This is a genomic window from Microbacterium sp. AG790, from assembly GCF_003634765.1.
GTDB lineage: Bacteria > Actinomycetota > Actinomycetes > Actinomycetales > Microbacteriaceae > Microbacterium.
The window spans coordinates 225,836-242,762 of sequence record NZ_RBWZ01000007.1 but is presented as its reverse complement, the minus strand read 5'-3'; the positions used below and the strand labels follow the sequence as shown (position 1 = coordinate 242,762).

At 69.3% G+C, this 16,927-nt stretch carries 7 protein-coding genes; 6 read left to right on the top strand and 1 reads right to left on the bottom strand.

The annotated features are described in order from the left end of the window. Positions 1–7: 7 nt before the first annotated feature. From DEU37_RS06690 to DEU37_RS06670, 6 genes are all read left to right on the top strand, one after another. Entirely contained in the window at positions 8–1,333 is a 1,326-nt protein-coding gene (locus DEU37_RS06690; protein ID WP_121189814.1) for a YveK family protein, read from the top strand. Continuing rightward, positions 1,330–2,616, top strand: a complete 1,287-nt coding sequence (locus DEU37_RS06685; RefSeq protein ID WP_121189813.1) for an O-antigen ligase family protein — start codon at positions 1,330–1,332, stop codon at positions 2,614–2,616. The genes DEU37_RS06690 and DEU37_RS06685 overlap by 4 nt, the downstream gene beginning before the upstream one ends. A gap of 67 nt (positions 2,617–2,683) precedes the next feature. Next, complete coding sequence (locus DEU37_RS14820) at positions 2,684–3,310, top strand: hypothetical protein (RefSeq protein ID WP_183043605.1); 627 nt, start codon at positions 2,684–2,686, stop codon at positions 3,308–3,310. Between the two features lie 73 nt (positions 3,311–3,383). Then, positions 3,384–8,738 (top strand): PKD domain-containing protein, encoded by a 5,355-nt coding sequence (locus DEU37_RS06680; protein ID WP_183043604.1) that lies wholly within the window; start codon positions 3,384–3,386, stop codon positions 8,736–8,738. Continuing rightward, entirely contained in the window at positions 8,735–9,448 is a 714-nt protein-coding gene (locus DEU37_RS06675; protein WP_183043628.1) for a CDP-alcohol phosphatidyltransferase family protein, read from the top strand. The genes DEU37_RS06680 and DEU37_RS06675 overlap by 4 nt, the downstream gene beginning before the upstream one ends. Positions 9,449–9,576: 128 nt before the next feature. Next, positions 9,577–12,156: a right-handed parallel beta-helix repeat-containing protein gene (locus DEU37_RS06670; protein ID WP_121189810.1), complete on the top strand. Its 2,580-nt coding sequence runs from the start codon at positions 9,577–9,579 to the stop codon at positions 12,154–12,156. A gap of 25 nt (positions 12,157–12,181) precedes the next feature. On the opposite strand, the gene DEU37_RS06665 is transcribed toward DEU37_RS06670, so the two are convergent. After that, positions 12,182–16,891, bottom strand: a complete 4,710-nt coding sequence (locus tag DEU37_RS06665; protein ID WP_121189809.1) for a LamG domain-containing protein — start codon at positions 16,889–16,891, stop codon at positions 12,182–12,184. Between the last annotated feature and the right edge of the window lie 36 nt (positions 16,892–16,927).

Genomic DNA, 16,927 nt, shown 5'->3' with positions numbered 1-16,927 from the left:
GGGGAGCATGGAGGACGTCCCGTACGCGCGGATACTCCGCGAAGGTTGGTTGCTGGTCCTGATCGTCGCGCTGCTGGGCGCGGGTGGCGCCTACGGCATCGCGAAGCTGTTGCCGGAGACGTACGCATCGACATCGACGTTGATGCTGCAGGTGGACTCGAAGGAAGCGTCGCTGTTCGAGCGCAACCAGTTCAGCCTCGCGCGGATCCGTTCGTATCCGGAGCTCGTCGACAGTCCGGAGGTCATCGCCGGCATCCGCAGCGATCTGCACCTCTCCGCCGACGAATACAGCGATCGCGATCTGCGAAAGATGGTGTCGGCGGACAACACGACCGACACGGTGCTGCTCGTCGTCCGCGCCGAGGCGCCGACCGCGCAGCTCAGCGCCGCGATCGCGAATGCGGCCGCAGCGCACCTGTCGAAGCTGATCCAGTCGACCGAGAACTCGGACGCCGATGAGCGGTACCGGGTGAACCTCACCGTTGTCCTGCCAGCGGTCGAACCGCTCGCGCCGGTGTCTCCGCAGACGCTCGCGATCGTCGGGCTCGGACTGATCGTGGGTCTGGCCGTCGGAGGGATCATCGCCGTGTATCGCACGGTGACCAACCGCAACGTCATCACCATCTCCGACGTGCGGCGGCTCGTCGGCACTCGCGTCGTCGGGCGCATCCCCCGCCGCCGCCGATGGGGGCGCTCGAGCGACGAGGACGAGTCCGCCTTCGATGAGACGGTCGCCAATCTCGGCGTGCTGGGCGGCGCCGACCTCTCGTCCGTGCTCGTGTTGACCGCTTCCGACGACGCCTTCGGGGAAGCGGAGAGGAATGGTCTGGCGGCTGCCTTCGCTTCCGCGGGTCGCACCGTCACGATTCTGGACACGCGCGCCACATCCGACGCCGCGGCCGAGATGCGCTCGCTGGCCGAGATGCTCGCGGCGGAGGACACCGACGCCGCGGCTCGGGACGCCGCGGGCCGACAGTACGCCGACCCTCTCCCGGTCGCGACGGCGGTCCTGGAAGCGGGACTCCCCTCCCTCCGCTCGACGCTGCGCGCGCATGTCGACGTCGTCGTGGTGGTGGTGGATGCCGCATCCGTCGCCGTCGTGCGGGAGCTCGCCGACGATGCCACGGGAGTCGTCGTCGCGGTGCGGAGCGGATCGACGGCGGCATCCGCGCTGTCGGCTCTGATCACCAAGCTCTCCTTCGTGGACGTCCATCCGCTGGGGGTCGTGCTGACCGGGGCCACCCGACGTGCGTCGGGTGTCGTGACCGAGACGTGGCGCGATGCGGGCCCCGTCGGAGCGGATGCCGGGACTGTCGCGGCCGCACGGCCATGACTTTCGCGGGGCTCGCGACGCGCGGGCAGGGGGTGTCCGGGGGCGTCCACACGGACGCCTCGCGGCCGACGCGTCGGCGGTTCGCGGCGCTCGTCGCGCTGTTCCTGCTGGTGATCGTCAGCGTCATCCCGTGGCGTCCGCAGTCGTTCTACACGGGCGGGCTCGATCCGGTGGTCGTCGCGAAGGCCGCGATCGCCGTGGTCGCACTGGGCGGGGCCGTCGGCTTGACCCTCTTCACGCGCCGACGGATGCCGGTGGGTCTCGGACCCGCGGCGGTGATCGCCGTCACCCTCATGATCAGTCTCCTCGGCGGTGTCGTCGCCGGCAACGGCTCCGCAACGGCCGTGCTGGTCGTGCGGGTGTTCATCGTCATGGCCACCCTGCTGCTTCTGCTGACGAACGCGCCGTGGGATCGGGCCGTCGCCGCGTTGCTGACAGCGATGGGGATTCTCGCCGTGGTCGCCGCCGCGACGGGCGCGCGGACGCTCGTCAAGGGTCGTCTGGGTGGCGGCATCCCCGAGATCCATCCGAACGAGCTCGCCGGCCTCGCCGCCCTTCCGCTCATCGCCCTCGTCGTTCTCATCCTGCGCCGCGGCGTGCGGGTGTCGCCGGTGATCGCGAGCGTCGTGCTCTTCGGCATCGTCGTGGCAACCGGGTCGCGCATCGCCCTCGTCGGGATCCTCGTCGGGGCGATCGTGGCGCTGGTCACGAATGGTGTGCGACGGCGCGGCGTCCTCTACACGCTTCTCGTCTTCGTTCCTCTCATCTACGGTGTCATCGTCTTCACGGGCGTCGTGGATGGCCTCGCCAGCCGCGGGGGCACGTCGGCGGAGAGCACGGCGTTGGACTCCCGTCTCACGGGCTGGCAGGTGGTTCTCGGCTGGGATTGGGCGTCGTGGCAGCGATGGCTCGGTGTGGGTCTGTCGGTGAAGGAGGTCGCGGTCCAGGAGAAGTGGCGCTCGTCCCAGGTGCTCGACAGCAGCTGGGTGTCGCTGCTGGCGCAGGCAGGTCTGCTCGGAGTGCTGCTCATCGGTCTGCTGGTGGCATGGTGCGTGGTCACCGCTGTCACGGCCGCCTCGCGGCGCGGACTTCTGCTGCCGCTGCTCGCGATGTTCGTCATCCGCACATTCACGGAGAGCGGCATGGTCGACAGCGCGATGCCGTTCGTCCTGTTCGTCACGCTTTCGGCGCTGCTGACCAGAAGGTCGCGTCACGTGGCCGGGCCGCCCGGGCTGGGAAACCAAACTCGTGCTCGCCCTGTGACGGTGCCCGGCGTACGCTGAGGGAGCGCACGCGGGGGGAACTGGGGCCTGTCGCGGCGCGTGGGCACATTGGGGAGGTGCTTTTCGCATGGCACAGGACATGTCGACAGCCGGGCGCGGACGCGGTCCGTGGGTGATCTTCGCGGTCGTGGCGGCGCTGCTGGTCGCCGGCGTCGTCTGGGCGGTGGTCGGTCAGGGCCGGCCGGGAGCATCCGTCGCGGCGTCGCCGAGTCCGTCGTGGGCGACCCCGACTCCGCAGCCGACGGCGTTCGCGACGCCTCCCGCGGGTTCGACGGTCGACGTCATCAAGCCTCCGACGGATGCCGAGGTGCCTCTCGATCAGCCCGCGCCGCCGGTCGACGGCGCGACGGTGCAGGTCGTCGCGGTGACCGCGGGCACGTTCGCCGGCCAGGTGCCCGGTGAGCCCAGTGGGGATGCGATCACCGTGTCGGTGCGCGTCGTCAACAACGGCGCGACCCCCATCGATACCGGTGCGGCGGGCGTCAACATCACCTACGGGGGTGACGACCGGACACCGGGCATCGCCGTCACCGACAAGACCGCGCGCGTGTTCCCGGCATCCGTCGCTCCGGGCGCCGAGGCGATCGCCGATTTCACCTTCGTCGCACCCCTTGCGGCGGAGGGGGATGTCCGTGTTACCGTCGACCTGCTGGCGTCTGAGCCAGACATCGTCTTCGTCGGCCCGCGGCCGTAGAAGACCTGGGGGATTATCGCCTTCGCGGCGCCAACGGATGGGGATCCGGCCGCGAAGGATGACTGGGGGAGTCATGGTGCGTATCCGTACCGGCGTCAGCGGACAGCAGACGCGGATCATTGCGACGGTGTTCGCGGCTGCTGCCGCCGTCCTCGTCAGCAGTCTCGTCGTCGTCGCGCCCGCCCGTGCCGATGTCAGTCCGCCCGACGGCACGCCGTCGACGGTCACGGCCGATGCGCTGCCGACCGTTCAGATCAACGGCATCGTCTGGGACCAGGCCGTCGTCGGCAACGTGGTCTACGCGGCGGGCAAGTTCACCTCGGCCCGCCCGGCGGGCGCAGCGCCAGGAACGAACGAGACGCCGCGCAGCAACCTCCTCGCCTACGACATCACCACGGGCAATCTCATCACGTCGTTCGCGCCGTCGATCAACGCACAGGTGCGCCAGGTCGAGGCGTCGCCAGACGGCACCCGCCTGTACATCGTCGGCGACTTCACCACCGTCAACGGTCAGACACGCAACCGCGTCGCCGCCTTCGACCTGCCCAGCGGAACCCTTTCGACGTTCAACCCGAACTCCAATGGAGTCACCTCCGGCGTTGCGGCGACGAACGACACGGTGTACCTCACCGGCACCTTCGGCCGCATGTCGGGGAACGACCGCGCCGGTGCGGCCGCCGTCACGCGCGCCGGAGCGCTCCTGCCGTGGGCGCCCGTGCTCGAGGGGCGGCAGGGCCGCGTCGTCCTCGTTTCGCCGGACGGCACCAAAGTCGTCCTGGGCGGCAACTTCCAGACCCTCAACGGAAGCAGCAACCCCGGATACGGTCTCGCGATGGTGAGCGCAGCGGACGCCTCGTTGATGCCGTTTCAGACCAACAACGTGATCCGCAACGCCGGGCTCGATGCATCGATCATGTCGCTGAAGTCCGACGGCACCGGATCCTTCTACGGCACCGGCTACGTGTTCGGGGACGGCGGCAACCTGGAGGGCAGCTTCCGCTCCTCCTGGGCGAGCGGCGACCTCCTCTGGGTCAACGACTGCCACGGCGACGAGTACGACGTACAGCCCATGGGCGACGTCGTGTACGCCGCGGGTCACTCGCACTACTGCGGCAGCCTGGAAGACGGTTTCCCCCAGAGCGACCCGTGGACCTTCTACCGCGGAATCGCGGTGACGAACGAGCCTGCCCGCATCACACCCTTCGGGCTCAACAACGGCTACTACGACTTCGGCGGCAACCCGGCCCCTCGTCTGCTGCACTGGTTCCCCAGCTTCAACACGGGCACAGTCAGCGGCGCCTCGCAGGGGCCGTGGACGGTCAACGGCAACTCCCAGTACCTCGTCTACGGCGGCGAGTTCACCCGCGTCAACAACACGGGGCAGCAGGGCTTGGTGCGCTTCGCCGTGTCGGCGAAGTCGACCAACGCGCAGGGACCCCTCCTGTGGAACACGGCCTGGCCCGCCACCGCCATCGCGCTGTCCGGGGGATCGGTCCGCGTCAGTTGGCCGCTCAACTACGACCGCGACAGCGAGTTCCTGACCTATGAGGTGCTGCGCAACAACGTTGTCGTGAAGACCTTCGAGAACGTGCGGTCGAAGTCTGCCGACTGGGGCCTGCCGGCAATGGCCTTCATCGACAACTCCGTGTCCGACGGCTCCACTTACACCTACCGCGTGCGGGCGACGGATGCCCAGGGCCACGCGATTCTGGGCGCAACGGCCACCGTGACCGCCACGGGGACCTCGACAGCGAGTGCATACCGCGACACCGTGCTGGCCGACACGCCTCTCGACTACTGGCCTCTCGACGACGATGCCCCCACTCTGTCCTACGACTGGGCAGGCGCTGCAGATCTCACGGTCAACAGCGGCGTCACCAGAGGGACCGCCGGTGCGATGCTCAACGATGCGCGCCCGTCGTCCACCTTCGACGGCTCCAGTTCGGGATTCGCGTCCACGACCCAGCAGATCGCGGGCCCCGACACCTTCGGCATCGAGGCGTGGATCAAGACGACCACGACGGCGGGTGGCAAGATCGTCGGATTCGGCAACAGCTCGACGGGAACGTCGGGGAGCTACGACCGGCATGTCTACATGGAGCCGGACGGCCGCATCACCTTCGGCGTCTACCCGGGTTCGGTGCAGACGATCACGTCGTCGGCGTCGTACAACGACGGTGAGTGGCATCAGATCTCGGCCGGCCTGAGCGCAAGCGGCATGGTCCTCTACGTGGACGGCGTGCGCGTCGCGATGCGCACCGATGTCAGCTCCGCTCAGCCCTACAGCGGCTACTGGCGGGTCGGCGGAGACAGCCCGTGGTCCGGTGCCGCGTTCTTCGCCGGGGCCATCGACGACGTCGCGATCTACGGCGCGCCGCTGACCCGCCAGCAGGTGGCCGCCCACTATGTGGCCTCCGGGCGTACGCTCGCCGCCGCGACGGCGCCCGGGGATGCCTACGGGGCCGCCGTCTACGCGCTCGAGCCGTCGCTGTACTGGAGGCTCGGAGAGACGTCCGGAGATGTCGCCGCTGACGCGTCCGGCTTCGGCCAGCCCGGTACCTACGTCGGCGCGGTTGCACAAGGAGCCGCGGGCGCACTGGAGAACGTGGCCGACACGGCGGCCACGTTCTCCGGGGGGCAGGTGATCAGCAAAAGCACCTTCTCGAATCCTCGTTCGTACTCGCTCGAGGCGTGGTTCAAGACCTCCACGACGACCGGCGGCAAGATCATCGGGTTCGGCAACAGCCCCGACGGAAACTCGAACAACTACGATCGGCACGTCTACATGACGCCGGACGGCAGTCTGATCTACGGGGTCTGGGTCGGCTTCAGTGAGACGCTCCAGACAGCACCGGGGTACAACGACGGTGCGTGGCACCACGTCGTCGCCACGCAGGGGCCCGAGGGCATGCGACTCTATGTCGACGGTGTGCTGAAGGGGTCGAACGGTCAGGCCAACGCGCAGGACTACACCGGCTACTGGCATGTCGGCGGCGATGTCACGTGGGGTCCCGGGGACTGGGAGTTCGACGGACAGATCGACGAGGTCGCGGTGTATCCGATGCCGCTCGCGGCGAGCGATGTCGTGCAGCACTACACGCTCGGTGCGACGGGAACACCGGCGAACGTTCCGCCGACCTCATCGTTCACATCAGCGGTCACCAAGCTCGCCGTGGCGGTCGACGGTACGGCCTCGAGCGACAGCGACGGAGCGGTCGCCGGTTACAGCTGGTCCTGGGGCGACGGTTCGCCGGACGGCGCCGGTGCAACGGCGACGCACACCTACGCGGCGGCCGGCACGTACACCGTGACGCTCACGGTGACCGACGACAAGGGGGCCACCGGCGTGTCGTCGGCACCCGTCACCGCCGTCGCCAACCAGGCGCCCGCCGCCTCGTTCACCTCGACGGCGACGGACCTGACCGTAGCCGTGGACGGCGGCGGATCAACCGACGGTGACGGGCAGATCACCTCCTACGCCTGGAACTGGGGCGACGGTACGTCCGCGGGCTCCGGGGCGACGGCATCCCACGCGTACGCGGCCGCCGGCTCGTACACGGTCACGCTCACCGTGACCGACAACGATGGTGCGACGGCGACTCAGGCGATCCCCGTGACGGTGACGGCACCTGTCGTGGGAGCGACGTATGCCAACGACTCGTTCAACCGCATGGTGGCATCCGGCCTCGGCGCCGCCGACAACGGCGGCGCATGGACACTGTCCAACACGGCATCCAACTACCGGGTCGATGGGACGAAGGCCGTCTTCGTTCAACCGTCCGCCACGGCGCAGCGCTACGCATACCTCACGGGGGTGTCCTCGACCGACACCGCGGTAGACGTCGACATCAGCTTCGCTCAAAGGCCTGTGGCCGCCAACGCGTATGCGACGGTGCACGCACGCCGCGTCGGCGCCGTCGACTACCGCGCGCGCGTCATCGTCGCACCTTCGGGTGGGGTGACCGTGCAGCTCTTGCAGACGACGACCACGCTCGCCAATGCGGGCACGACGCTGAACCTCGCCGCAGGCGATGCGTTGCACGTGCGGGTCGAGGCTGTGGGTACGGCACCGACGGCACTGCGCGTCAAGGTCTGGAAGGTCGGCACTGCCGAACCCACGGCGTGGACCGCGACGGCGAGCGACGCCACCGCCGCACTGCAGGCGGCCGGCTCAGTCGGATTGGGCGTGTATCTCGGCGGGGGAGCGACGAACGTGCCCTTCGAGACGGGGTTCGACAACTTCTGGGCGGGATCGTCCGCGGGCACCGCCCCCGCGAACCAGTCGCCCGTCGCCGCGGTGACGGCGACCCCCTCGGGGCTGTCGGTCGCCGTCGACGGGTCCGCATCGTCCGATCCGGACGGGACCGTCTCGGCGTACGCCTGGGACTTCGGCGACGGAGGATCCGGCACGGGAGCGACCGCCTCGCACACCTATGCCGCCGCGGGCACGTACACGGTGAAGCTCACCGTGACCGACGACAAGGGTGCGACGGGAAGCGCGTCGACATCGGTGACGGTCACCGCGCCGGCCGGGCCGCCCAATCAGGCGCCGACCGCGGCCTTCACGGCGACGCCTTCGGGACTGTCGATCGCTGTGGACGGGTCCGCGTCGACGGATGCCGACGGCACTGTATCCGCCTACGCGTGGGACTTCGGGGACGGCACGAGCGGCACGGGGGCCACGGCCACACACGCCTACGCGGCAGCCGGCACCTACACCGTGAAGCTCACGGTCACCGATGACAAGGGGGCGACGGGCACCACGACGAGCGCCGTCACCGCCACCGCGCCTGCGGCCGCGCCGTTCGCGGCCGACGACTTCGGGCGAGCCTCCGGCGCCGTGCTCGGCACCGCGGTCACCGGCGGCACGTGGACCCAGACCTCTGGCGCGGCGAACGTCGCGATCGACGCGGGGAAGGCGAAGCTCACCTCTCAGTCGGCGGGGCAGACCCGCTCGGCGACGTTGAACGCTGCGACCTCGACGAGCACCGACCTCACGTTCGGGTTCGCGCTGCCGACGCTGCCGACGGGGGCGCGGATGTACGTCTCGGCTCTCGGCCGCGTCGTGGGATCGGACGACTACCGCGCGCGGTGGGTCATCGCGCCGGGCGGCGGTGTGCAGGCGCAGCTCGCGCGCGGGGGGACGGTGCTGGCATCGCTCGATCTTCCCGGGTTCACCCTCGCTGCCAACACCGTGTACACCGTGCGCGTACAGGTGGACGGTACGGGGACGACGGCACTGCGCAGCAAGATCTGGCCGGCGGGCACCGCGGAGCCCTCGGCATGGCAGGTGAGTACCACCGACACCACTGCGGCACTGCAGTCGGCGGGCTTCACCGGCTTCACCACCTACGCGGGCACGGGCTTCACGGGCCTGCCGTTCGCCGTCCTCGTGGACGACTTCCAGGCGAAGGCCGTCGTGCCGTGACCGTCGCAGCGGCCTACGCGCAGCTCGGCGCGGCACAGAAGGGACGGGGACGCGGTGCTCCGGCGTATTCGCTCTACGTCAACCGTCCCGTCGGCCGGGTCATCGCGGCAGGCGCGTATGCGCTCGGACTGACACCCAATCAGGTGACCGCCGTCAGCGCAGGGCTGACCTTCACCGGGATCATCCTTCTCGCGACCGTACCTGCGTCGTTCCTCCTCGGCATCGTCGTCTGGCTCCTGCTTGCCGCCGGCTATGCCTGGGACAGTGCCGACGGACAGGTCGCCCGGCTGCGCGGCGGAGGGTCTCTGGCCGGTGAGTGGCTCGATCACGTGGTCGATGCGGCCAAGCTGGTCAGCCTGCACGTGGCGGTCGCTATCGGAGCGTTTCGCTTCTTCGGTGTGCCGGTGACGTGGACCCTCGTGCCGCTGGGCTTCGCGATCGTGGCGACGGTCGCCTTCTTCGGCATGATCTTGAACGATCTGCTGCGCGCACGCACCGGCGTGGCCCAGGCGGCCGAAGCGGGGGGATCCTCGCCGCTGCGATCGATCCTCGGGCTTCCCGTCGACTACGGGGTCTGGTGTCTTTCATTCGTGTTGTGGGGAGCGCCGCCGGTGTTCGTCTGGTTCTACTCCCTGCTGGCGCTGGCTGCTCTCCTGCATCTCGCAGCGGCCCTTCCGGTGTGGTTCCGCCGCATGAAGCAGCTCGGATGAGGTCGCGGCGCGGGGCCGTGAGAAGAGTCTCATAGTCGGCAAGGGTGATCTCGGGGCTTGCTAGGCTCGGGACACCCCGCGTGCGATCGTTGCCGCGTGGTGGACTCTTGGGGAGAAAGAGATTCCTCATGCGTCCCACGGCGTCCGCCGTCATCCTCGTCAGTGCGCTCCTCGTCGGCGGCGCTCCGAGCGCCGCCCTCGCCGTCGAGCGTGACACCGTCTCCACGCCGACGGTCGTGGCCGGCGCGGCACCCACCGTCGTCTTCGCGGATGACATGCAGCGCACCGTGACGACAGGGCTCGGTGGCGCGTCGGGCGCGGCCACGTACCGCATGTCCGACCCGCGCGCCTTCTCTGTGTCCGGCGGAGTGGCGCGAGCGCTCATGCGCGTGCCTGGAACGTCGGTGGCGGCATCACCATCAGGGCTTACAGCGGTGGATACGACGCAATCGGTCGCGTTCACGGTGCCGAGCCTTCCGTCGTTCGGGCGCGGCGTGTACCTGAACCTGCAGGCGCGCAAGACCTCATCCGGCTTCTACCACGTGCAGGTGGTCGTCGATCCGAAGGGCGCCGCGGTGCTCGAGGCGCTCCGAGTCACCGGATCGCGCCAAGTGGTGCTGGCCCGCACCACGCTGCCGACCCGGGTTCGCGCGAACACCCCCATCGTCCTCCAGCTGAGTGTGAGGGGGACCACCTCGGTGGCCGTGGACGCCGTCGCGACCGTCGGTGGTGTCTCCACCCGGCTCGCCGCCACGGATGCGAGCTCGGCACGTCTCGTCGTCGCCGGCGCCGTCAGCGTGGGCGGCTACCTTTCGAGCAGCTCTTCCGCTCAGGACTTCGTCTTCGACGACTACCGTGTCGCCGTTGCGCCGGCCGCGGCCGGATCCACCGGCAACACCCCGCACCCTCCGCCTTCGCAGGCTCCGACGCCCCGACCGTCCCCAACCCCGACGTCGTCCCCGACGCCCTCTTCGGCTCCTTCTCCGTCCGTGCCCTCCGATCCGTCGTCGAGCTCCACACCCCCGTGGGATGAGTCCGGTACGCGCCGTCAACACGGTGCGGCGTCGCCGGGCGCATCGACCGCGCCGATTCCGGTCGGCGCGGTCATGGTCGACGGCTCAGCACGCGCCGGTGGCACCGGATCTGCCTCCGCGCCGTTCTCCACCATCCAGGGTGCCGTCGACAGCGCCACGACCGGTGCCGTCATCGTCGTGCGGGGCGGCAGCTACAACGAGAACGTCACCGTTCCCGCCGGTAAGCGCCTGACGATCCAGTCCGCCCCGGGTGCCGAGGTATGGCTCGACGGTGCCCGTTCCGTCGCCGGCTGGCGCAGCGCCGGAACGGCGTGGTTCGTCGACGGCTGGACGGCGGAGTTCGATTCCAGCCCTACGTTCACCCGCGGTGCTCCCGACGGCACGACCAGCGGATGGCAGTGGATCAACCCGGGGCACCCGATGGCCGCCCATCCCGACCAACTCTGGATCGACGGCACCGCGCTCGCGCAGGTTGGCAGTCGCGATCAGGTGCACCCCGGAACCTTCTTCGTGGATGCCGCCGCCGATCGCCTGTACATCGGGTCCTCGCCGGACGGCCACCAGGTGCGCTCGTCATCGGTGACCAAGGCACTCTCGATCCGAGGCGCCGGCACGGTCGTTCGTGGCATCGGCATCCGCGGATATGCGACATCGGTCTGGATGATGGGTACCGTGACGATCGAGGCGCCGGACGTCACCCTTGAGGGGGTCACCGTCGTCGACAATGCGACGACGGGGGTGTTCGTCGGGGCCGCGCGCACGACCCTGCGCGCCGTGACGGTCGCGCGCAACGGTCTCCTGGGCGTCGGGGCACACCTCGCGGACGATCTGCGGCTCGAGAACGTACTGGCCGTCGAGAACAACGCGGAGCACTTCAACCAGGCTCCGGTGTCGGGCGGTGTGAAGATCGCGAAGTCGCGTGGCGTCCGTATCGTCGATTCCGCGTTCGTCCGCAACGACGGGTCGGGGATCTGGACGGACCAGTCCGTCTTCGATCTGACGGTCGCCGGCAGCGACCTGGTCGGCAACCTCGGCCATGGCGCATTCATCGAGCTCACGCAGAAGGTCGACATCGTCGATGATCTCATCATCGGAAACGGCGGCAATGCCCTGAAGATCAACAACACCGGCGACGTGCAGATCTGGAACAACACGATCGTCGGGGGAAACCGGACGATCAATATCGTCCAAGACTCTCGCAGCCAGGCGGATGCGTCCGTCCCCGGCCACGATCCGCGGCGCCCGTTCCCCGACCCCGACATGCCGTGGACGATCCGTGACATCTCCCTCGGCAACAACGTCGTGGGAGGCAGCAGCGGCGCGTGCACGCTGTGCGTCGAGGACTACTCGCATCGGTTCGCGGCGAGCGAGTTGAACATCCGGTCGGACGGCAACATCTTCCAGCGCACGGGAGCGTTGCAGCCTGCGTGGCTCGTCGTCTGGTCCCGGGGCGCCGCGAACATGAACCCTTTCGTCTTCACGACCCTCGAGGAGTATCGGACGACTACGGGTCAGGACGTCCACTCGATCTCCATCGAGGGCCGCCCGGTGACGACCGTCACGGGTTCCCTCCTCGGCGACGTGCCGCGCGTCGGTGTCGCACAACCCCGCCCTCCGCGCGCAGCGGCGTGGTGGACGGGAGCCGCGGACGGGGTCGGGGCGCGGATGCCGTGATCGGCGGCGACCGACCCCGTCCGGACTACTTCGCGGGGCCTGCCCAGAAGCCGTCGTAGGAGTACTGCACGGGAACGGCGGTGGCGCTGGCGGACAGGTAGCTGTTGATGCCGACGACGCCGGGCACCTGGAGGGCCGGGGTGGCGTCGGAGGATGTCAGGGTCCACGATGCGGGCTCCACCGTGGCGGTCCGCCACACCTTGGCCTTCAGACTCGTCGCGTTGGCACCGCTCACCTGGAATCGGATGCTGAGCGCATCGCCGGCGGTCACCGTCGTGTTCGGGATCGTGAGACTCGTCAGCACGGTTTCGGTGCCCGCCACGGTGCGGGTGAGCCACACGGCCACGGCTCCCGTCGAGGCGACACGCACCTTCGCCCGATAGTCGTTCGCGGCATCGACCTGTCGACCGATCGCGGAGAAGTAGTATCCGCCGCCGGTCGACGGCTGGCTGAACGTCACCGTGAACCGCTCCTCGGCATCGGTCGAGGCGGTCGCGGCGGGCAACGACGCCGTGTAGGAGTTGCCCGCCGACAGCGTGACCTTCCCTGTTCCGCCGGAGACGGAGAACTTCCCGACCGCGGTTGCTGTATTCGGTGCGATCGCCCAGGCTCCGCCCACATCGGAGGTGCCCCACCCGCTGGCGACGGTGCGCTCGAAGTCGTCGCGCGCCCACACCCGCGGGGCCGTGACGGTCACCGGGGCGGTCTGTGCGGATGTCGCGCCGTGATCGTCGGACACGGTCAGCGTGATCGTGTAGGTTCCGGCCGCCGCGTAGTCATGCACGACGGCTGCGCCGGACGCGCTCGTCCCATCTCCGAAGTCCCAGGTATAGGAGGCGATGCTGCCGTCCGGGTCTGTCGAGCCGGTGGCATCGACGGCAACACGAAGGTCGGTCACCCCGGTGACGAATGCGGCCACCGGTGGCTGATCGGCCACCACCGTGATCGCGTGAGCCGTGCTCGCGGTGGCGCCCTTGTCGTCCGTTGTCACCAGCGACACGGTGTACGTGCCGGCCGATGTGTAGACGTGCGAGGCCGCCGCTCCTGTACCCGTGGATCCGTCTCCGAAGTCCCACGCGAACGAAGCGATGGTGCCGTCCGGGTCAGTGGAGGCGGTGGCGTCGAAGCTCACGGAGAGGAAGTCCTTCGTCTCCGTGAAGGCCGCCGCCGGCGGTTGGTTCGGAACCGCGCTCGCCGTCACCACGCGCGTCACCGTGCCGGTCATCCCGTCGTTGTCGGTCACCGTGAGCCGCACCGTGTAATCGCCCGGGGCGGCGTAGGTGTGCGCCGCGCTCGCGCCGGAAGCGGAGGTTCCGTCGCCGAAATCCCACGCATAGGCGGCGATGGATCCGTCGCTGTCACGCGATGCGCTGCCGTCCACGCTGAGAGCGAGATGGTCGACGGTGGGGGAGAAGGCCGCGGTGGGCGCCTGGTTGGGCGCGACGGTCACGGTCTTCGACAGCGCGCTGGTCAGCAGCGTGGCGTCCGTGGCGGTGAGCGTGATCGTGTACGTGCCGGCGGCGGCATAGGTGTGTGTCGCCGCCGGTCCGGACGCGCTCGTGCCGTCGCCGAAGTTCCAGGCGTAGGTGGCGAGGTTGCCGTCGGCATCCGTCGTCGCGGATCCGTCCACGGTCGTTGTGAGATACGTCGAGGCGACGGTGAACGAGGGCACGGGCGCGCGCTCGCTCGGCACGCGGCCCGCCGCAGCGAAGTGCGCACGAACCCGCGCCTCGCTGAGGACGCTCGGGTACACGGCGACCTCGTCGAGGGTGCCGGCGATGTAGTTGCTCGACGTGTTGCCCCAGGTCTTGTCGCCGCCGATCCGCCAGAAGCCACGATAGGCCTGGGCGGTGGTCACCGGAGAGCTTGCCACGAGCTGCGTGTCGATCCACAGCTTCATCCCGTCGGCTCCCTGTGAAGCGACGACGTGGTGCCACTGGCCATCGTTGTAGGCGTTCGTGCTCGTGATGGTGTTCTGCGTGCCGTTGTACGTGCCGAAGTTCACGCGCCCGTTGCTCTGCATCACGACGTGCCTGTCGTAGCTGCTGCTCATCCCGGAGGACGTGTTGCCGAACCCGATGAGTTTGCCGCCCTTCGTGCTCGTCGTCTTGACCCACAACTCCGCCGTGAACGTCTGCGGCGCATCCCATGCTTCCTGGGCGATGCCGACGGCATTGGTCCCGTTGAACGTCGTCGCATTGCTGCCGGGAGTGATCCCACCGACGGCGCGCGTGACGGTGCCGGACAGTGCACCCGTGGGACCGCCACCAGCGGCATCGGTGAGCGCGGTGCCGCCGCTCTCGTCGAGGCGCCAGAACAGGTCGGGGCGGTCAGTCGACACCGTTGTCCCGTAGGCATCCGAGCCGGGGGTGCCCCAGCCGCCCGTGCGGCCGCTGGCGGTGTAGTGGGACTGCACATCGGTCTGCGACAGCGCCTTCGGGTAGACGGCGACGTCGTCGATGCTTCCTGCCAGCCCAGCGTCGGTGGGACGGTTCGTGAAGCCCGAGGTCTGGTCGGCGCCGATGCGCCAGAAGCCCGTGTACGACTTGGGCGTGGTCGCGGCCTGTGATCGCCCGACGCGCACACCGTCGACGAAGAGCTGCATCCCCGTGCCGTCGACCGTGCCGACGAGGTGGTGCCACTGGCCGTCGTTCACGCTGCCGCGGCTGAACACGGTGCGGTAGGCGCCATCGTTGATGGAGAAGTTCACGCGTCCGGCGGTGTCGAGGTAGAGCACGCGGTCGGTGCCGCCGGAGGACGAGGTCCCGGCGGCGGAGTCCCCGAAGCCGACGATGCGCCCTCCGCGTGTGCTCGTGGTGTTCACCCAGGCCTCGACCGACACCGCCGTGTCGCTCGGCAGCGCATCCACCGTCGTCATGCGTGGCGTACTGCCGCCGGCCGACGTGATCGCGGCATCCGTGTCGCCCTGCAGCGCCCCGGACGCTCCGAGCGTGAGTCCGGTGGGGATGCCGGGAGCATCGCCCACGTCGTCGAACAGCCGTGTGGCGCCGGCTGGCTCGCCGAGCCGCCAGTAGTGGGAGGCTCCGCTGGCGCGGACAGCGGAGCGGTAAGTCGAGCTCGCAGCGTCCGACACGGTGATCCACGGTGACCACGCGCTCCACTGGATATTGCCGTCGGCATCCTTCGCTCTCACCTGGTAACGCACTTGGCTCCCGGGAGTCTGCCCGCTGTCGACGATGCTCAGACTCGGCAGCGACCAGAAGCGACCGTCGGTGCGGGTGAACGTGGCGATCTTGGTCGCAGGGCTGCGGAAGACGTCATAGGTGAGGGCGGCGCCATCGCGGTCCCAGGCGCTGCTGAACGGTACACGCACCAGTCCACGTTCGTTCGAGTACGGCGTCGGCGTCATCGCGGCGGTGTAGATCGGACCGCTCAGATGCGGCGACACGGTGCGCTTACCGAAGCGGGCCAGCCCCTGCTGAGCGATGCCGTTCACTTTCGGGAACTCTCCGCCGAGGACGACATAGTTGCTGTTGCCGGTCACGCTCCATGCGGCCTGGCGTGCGGTTGTGTACGACCCGAAGTCGAGATCGGGGTACCAGTTCAGCAGACCCGCGTACGGCAGGCCGGTGAAGTCCCAGCCGTACGCATCCTTGCGCGTGATCGTACCCACGGGAGTCGTCGGCTCTGCCGTCGCTTTCATCCACCGCGAACGCGGATTCGTGTCGGGGAACCCGCCCACAACGCTGCAGTCGTGGTGGTGGCTCGCGACGTACAGCACGCCGTTCTGGGGGAAGGTGGAGTACGTGTCCCCGAGGCAGTCGTTGACCCAGTTCAGTGCGCCGGTGTATGGATCGGCCGCGAAGGTGCCCTCGAAGGAGGCTCCCGCGCCGAACGCATACCCCGAGCCGTAGACCTGCGTTCCGTCGGTGCTCAGGCTGGAGATGGCACCGTTGAGACCCGCGCTGCGGATGCGGTCGACGGCGGCCCAGGGCAGGCTCGCGCCGGTCGCAGCATCCAGCGACCCCATTCCGTACGCGGTGGCGCCGTTGAGCAGGGTGAAGGAGCCCGCCACGATCAGCCGCGACGAGTCGGGGCTGGTGAGCATGTCCCAGACGAACCCGTCGCCCGACGCGGTGGGAGCCCACGACGTCAGCGCGCCCGTCGTCGCGCTCCACGCCGCCAGTTCAGTGCGCGGTTGGCCGTTGCTGGAGCGGAAGTTCCCGCCCGCGTACACGGTGTCGCCGATGAACGAGAACGCGCGTACCTGTCCGTCGGTGCGCGGTGCCCACGGCGTGAGCGCACCCGTCGCAACATCGAAGGCGGCCACGTGTGCGCGCGCCTGGCCGTCGACGGTGGTGAAGTCGCCGCCGAAGTAGACGGTCTTCCCGTCGGGAGCGGCGCGCACGACAAGGCCTTGCGCGTCGAAGGCGTGCGCGAATCCCGCGACGGGGTTGCCGGTCGTGATGTCGAAGGCGAAGACATTGTTGGCGTCGATCTCGCCGGCGCCGCCCGCGGCGACCTGCGGCGGCCGCGCCTTCGTGAAGCTGCCTGTCACGTAGACGGTGGTGCCGACGACGGCCTGGCTCCAGACGACGCCGTTGATCTGCCAGGTCGGCAGCAGGTCGACGGTCACGGTCTCCGGTGCGGCCGGCGCGGGATCTGCCGCGGCGGCGGGTGCGGCGGCAAGACCGCCGGAGATGATCACCGCAGCCGCCAGGACGGGCGCGATCAGGCGGGTGAGGCGCGACGAGTGCGCGGCGGGTCGGGTCATGATGCTCCTCGGGCGGAGTGGGCAACGGATGCCGGG

What these genes read in the sequence shown, in the direction of transcription:
- DEU37_RS06690 (WP_121189814.1), top strand. Translation starts at nt 8, where the DNA reads ATGGAGGACGTCCCGTACGCGCGGATACTCCGCGAAGGTTGGTTGCTG.
- DEU37_RS06685 (WP_121189813.1), top strand. Translation starts at nt 1,330, where the DNA reads ATGACTTTCGCGGGGCTCGCGACGCGCGGGCAGGGGGTGTCCGGGGGC.
- DEU37_RS14820 (WP_183043605.1), top strand. Translation starts at nt 2,684, where the DNA reads ATGGCACAGGACATGTCGACAGCCGGGCGCGGACGCGGTCCGTGGGTG.
- DEU37_RS06680 (WP_183043604.1), top strand. Translation starts at nt 3,384, where the DNA reads ATGGTGCGTATCCGTACCGGCGTCAGCGGACAGCAGACGCGGATCATT.
- DEU37_RS06670 (WP_121189810.1), top strand. Translation starts at nt 9,577, where the DNA reads ATGCGTCCCACGGCGTCCGCCGTCATCCTCGTCAGTGCGCTCCTCGTC.
- DEU37_RS06665 (WP_121189809.1), bottom strand. Translation starts at nt 16,891, where the DNA reads ATGACCCGACCCGCCGCGCACTCGTCGCGCCTCACCCGCCTGATCGCG.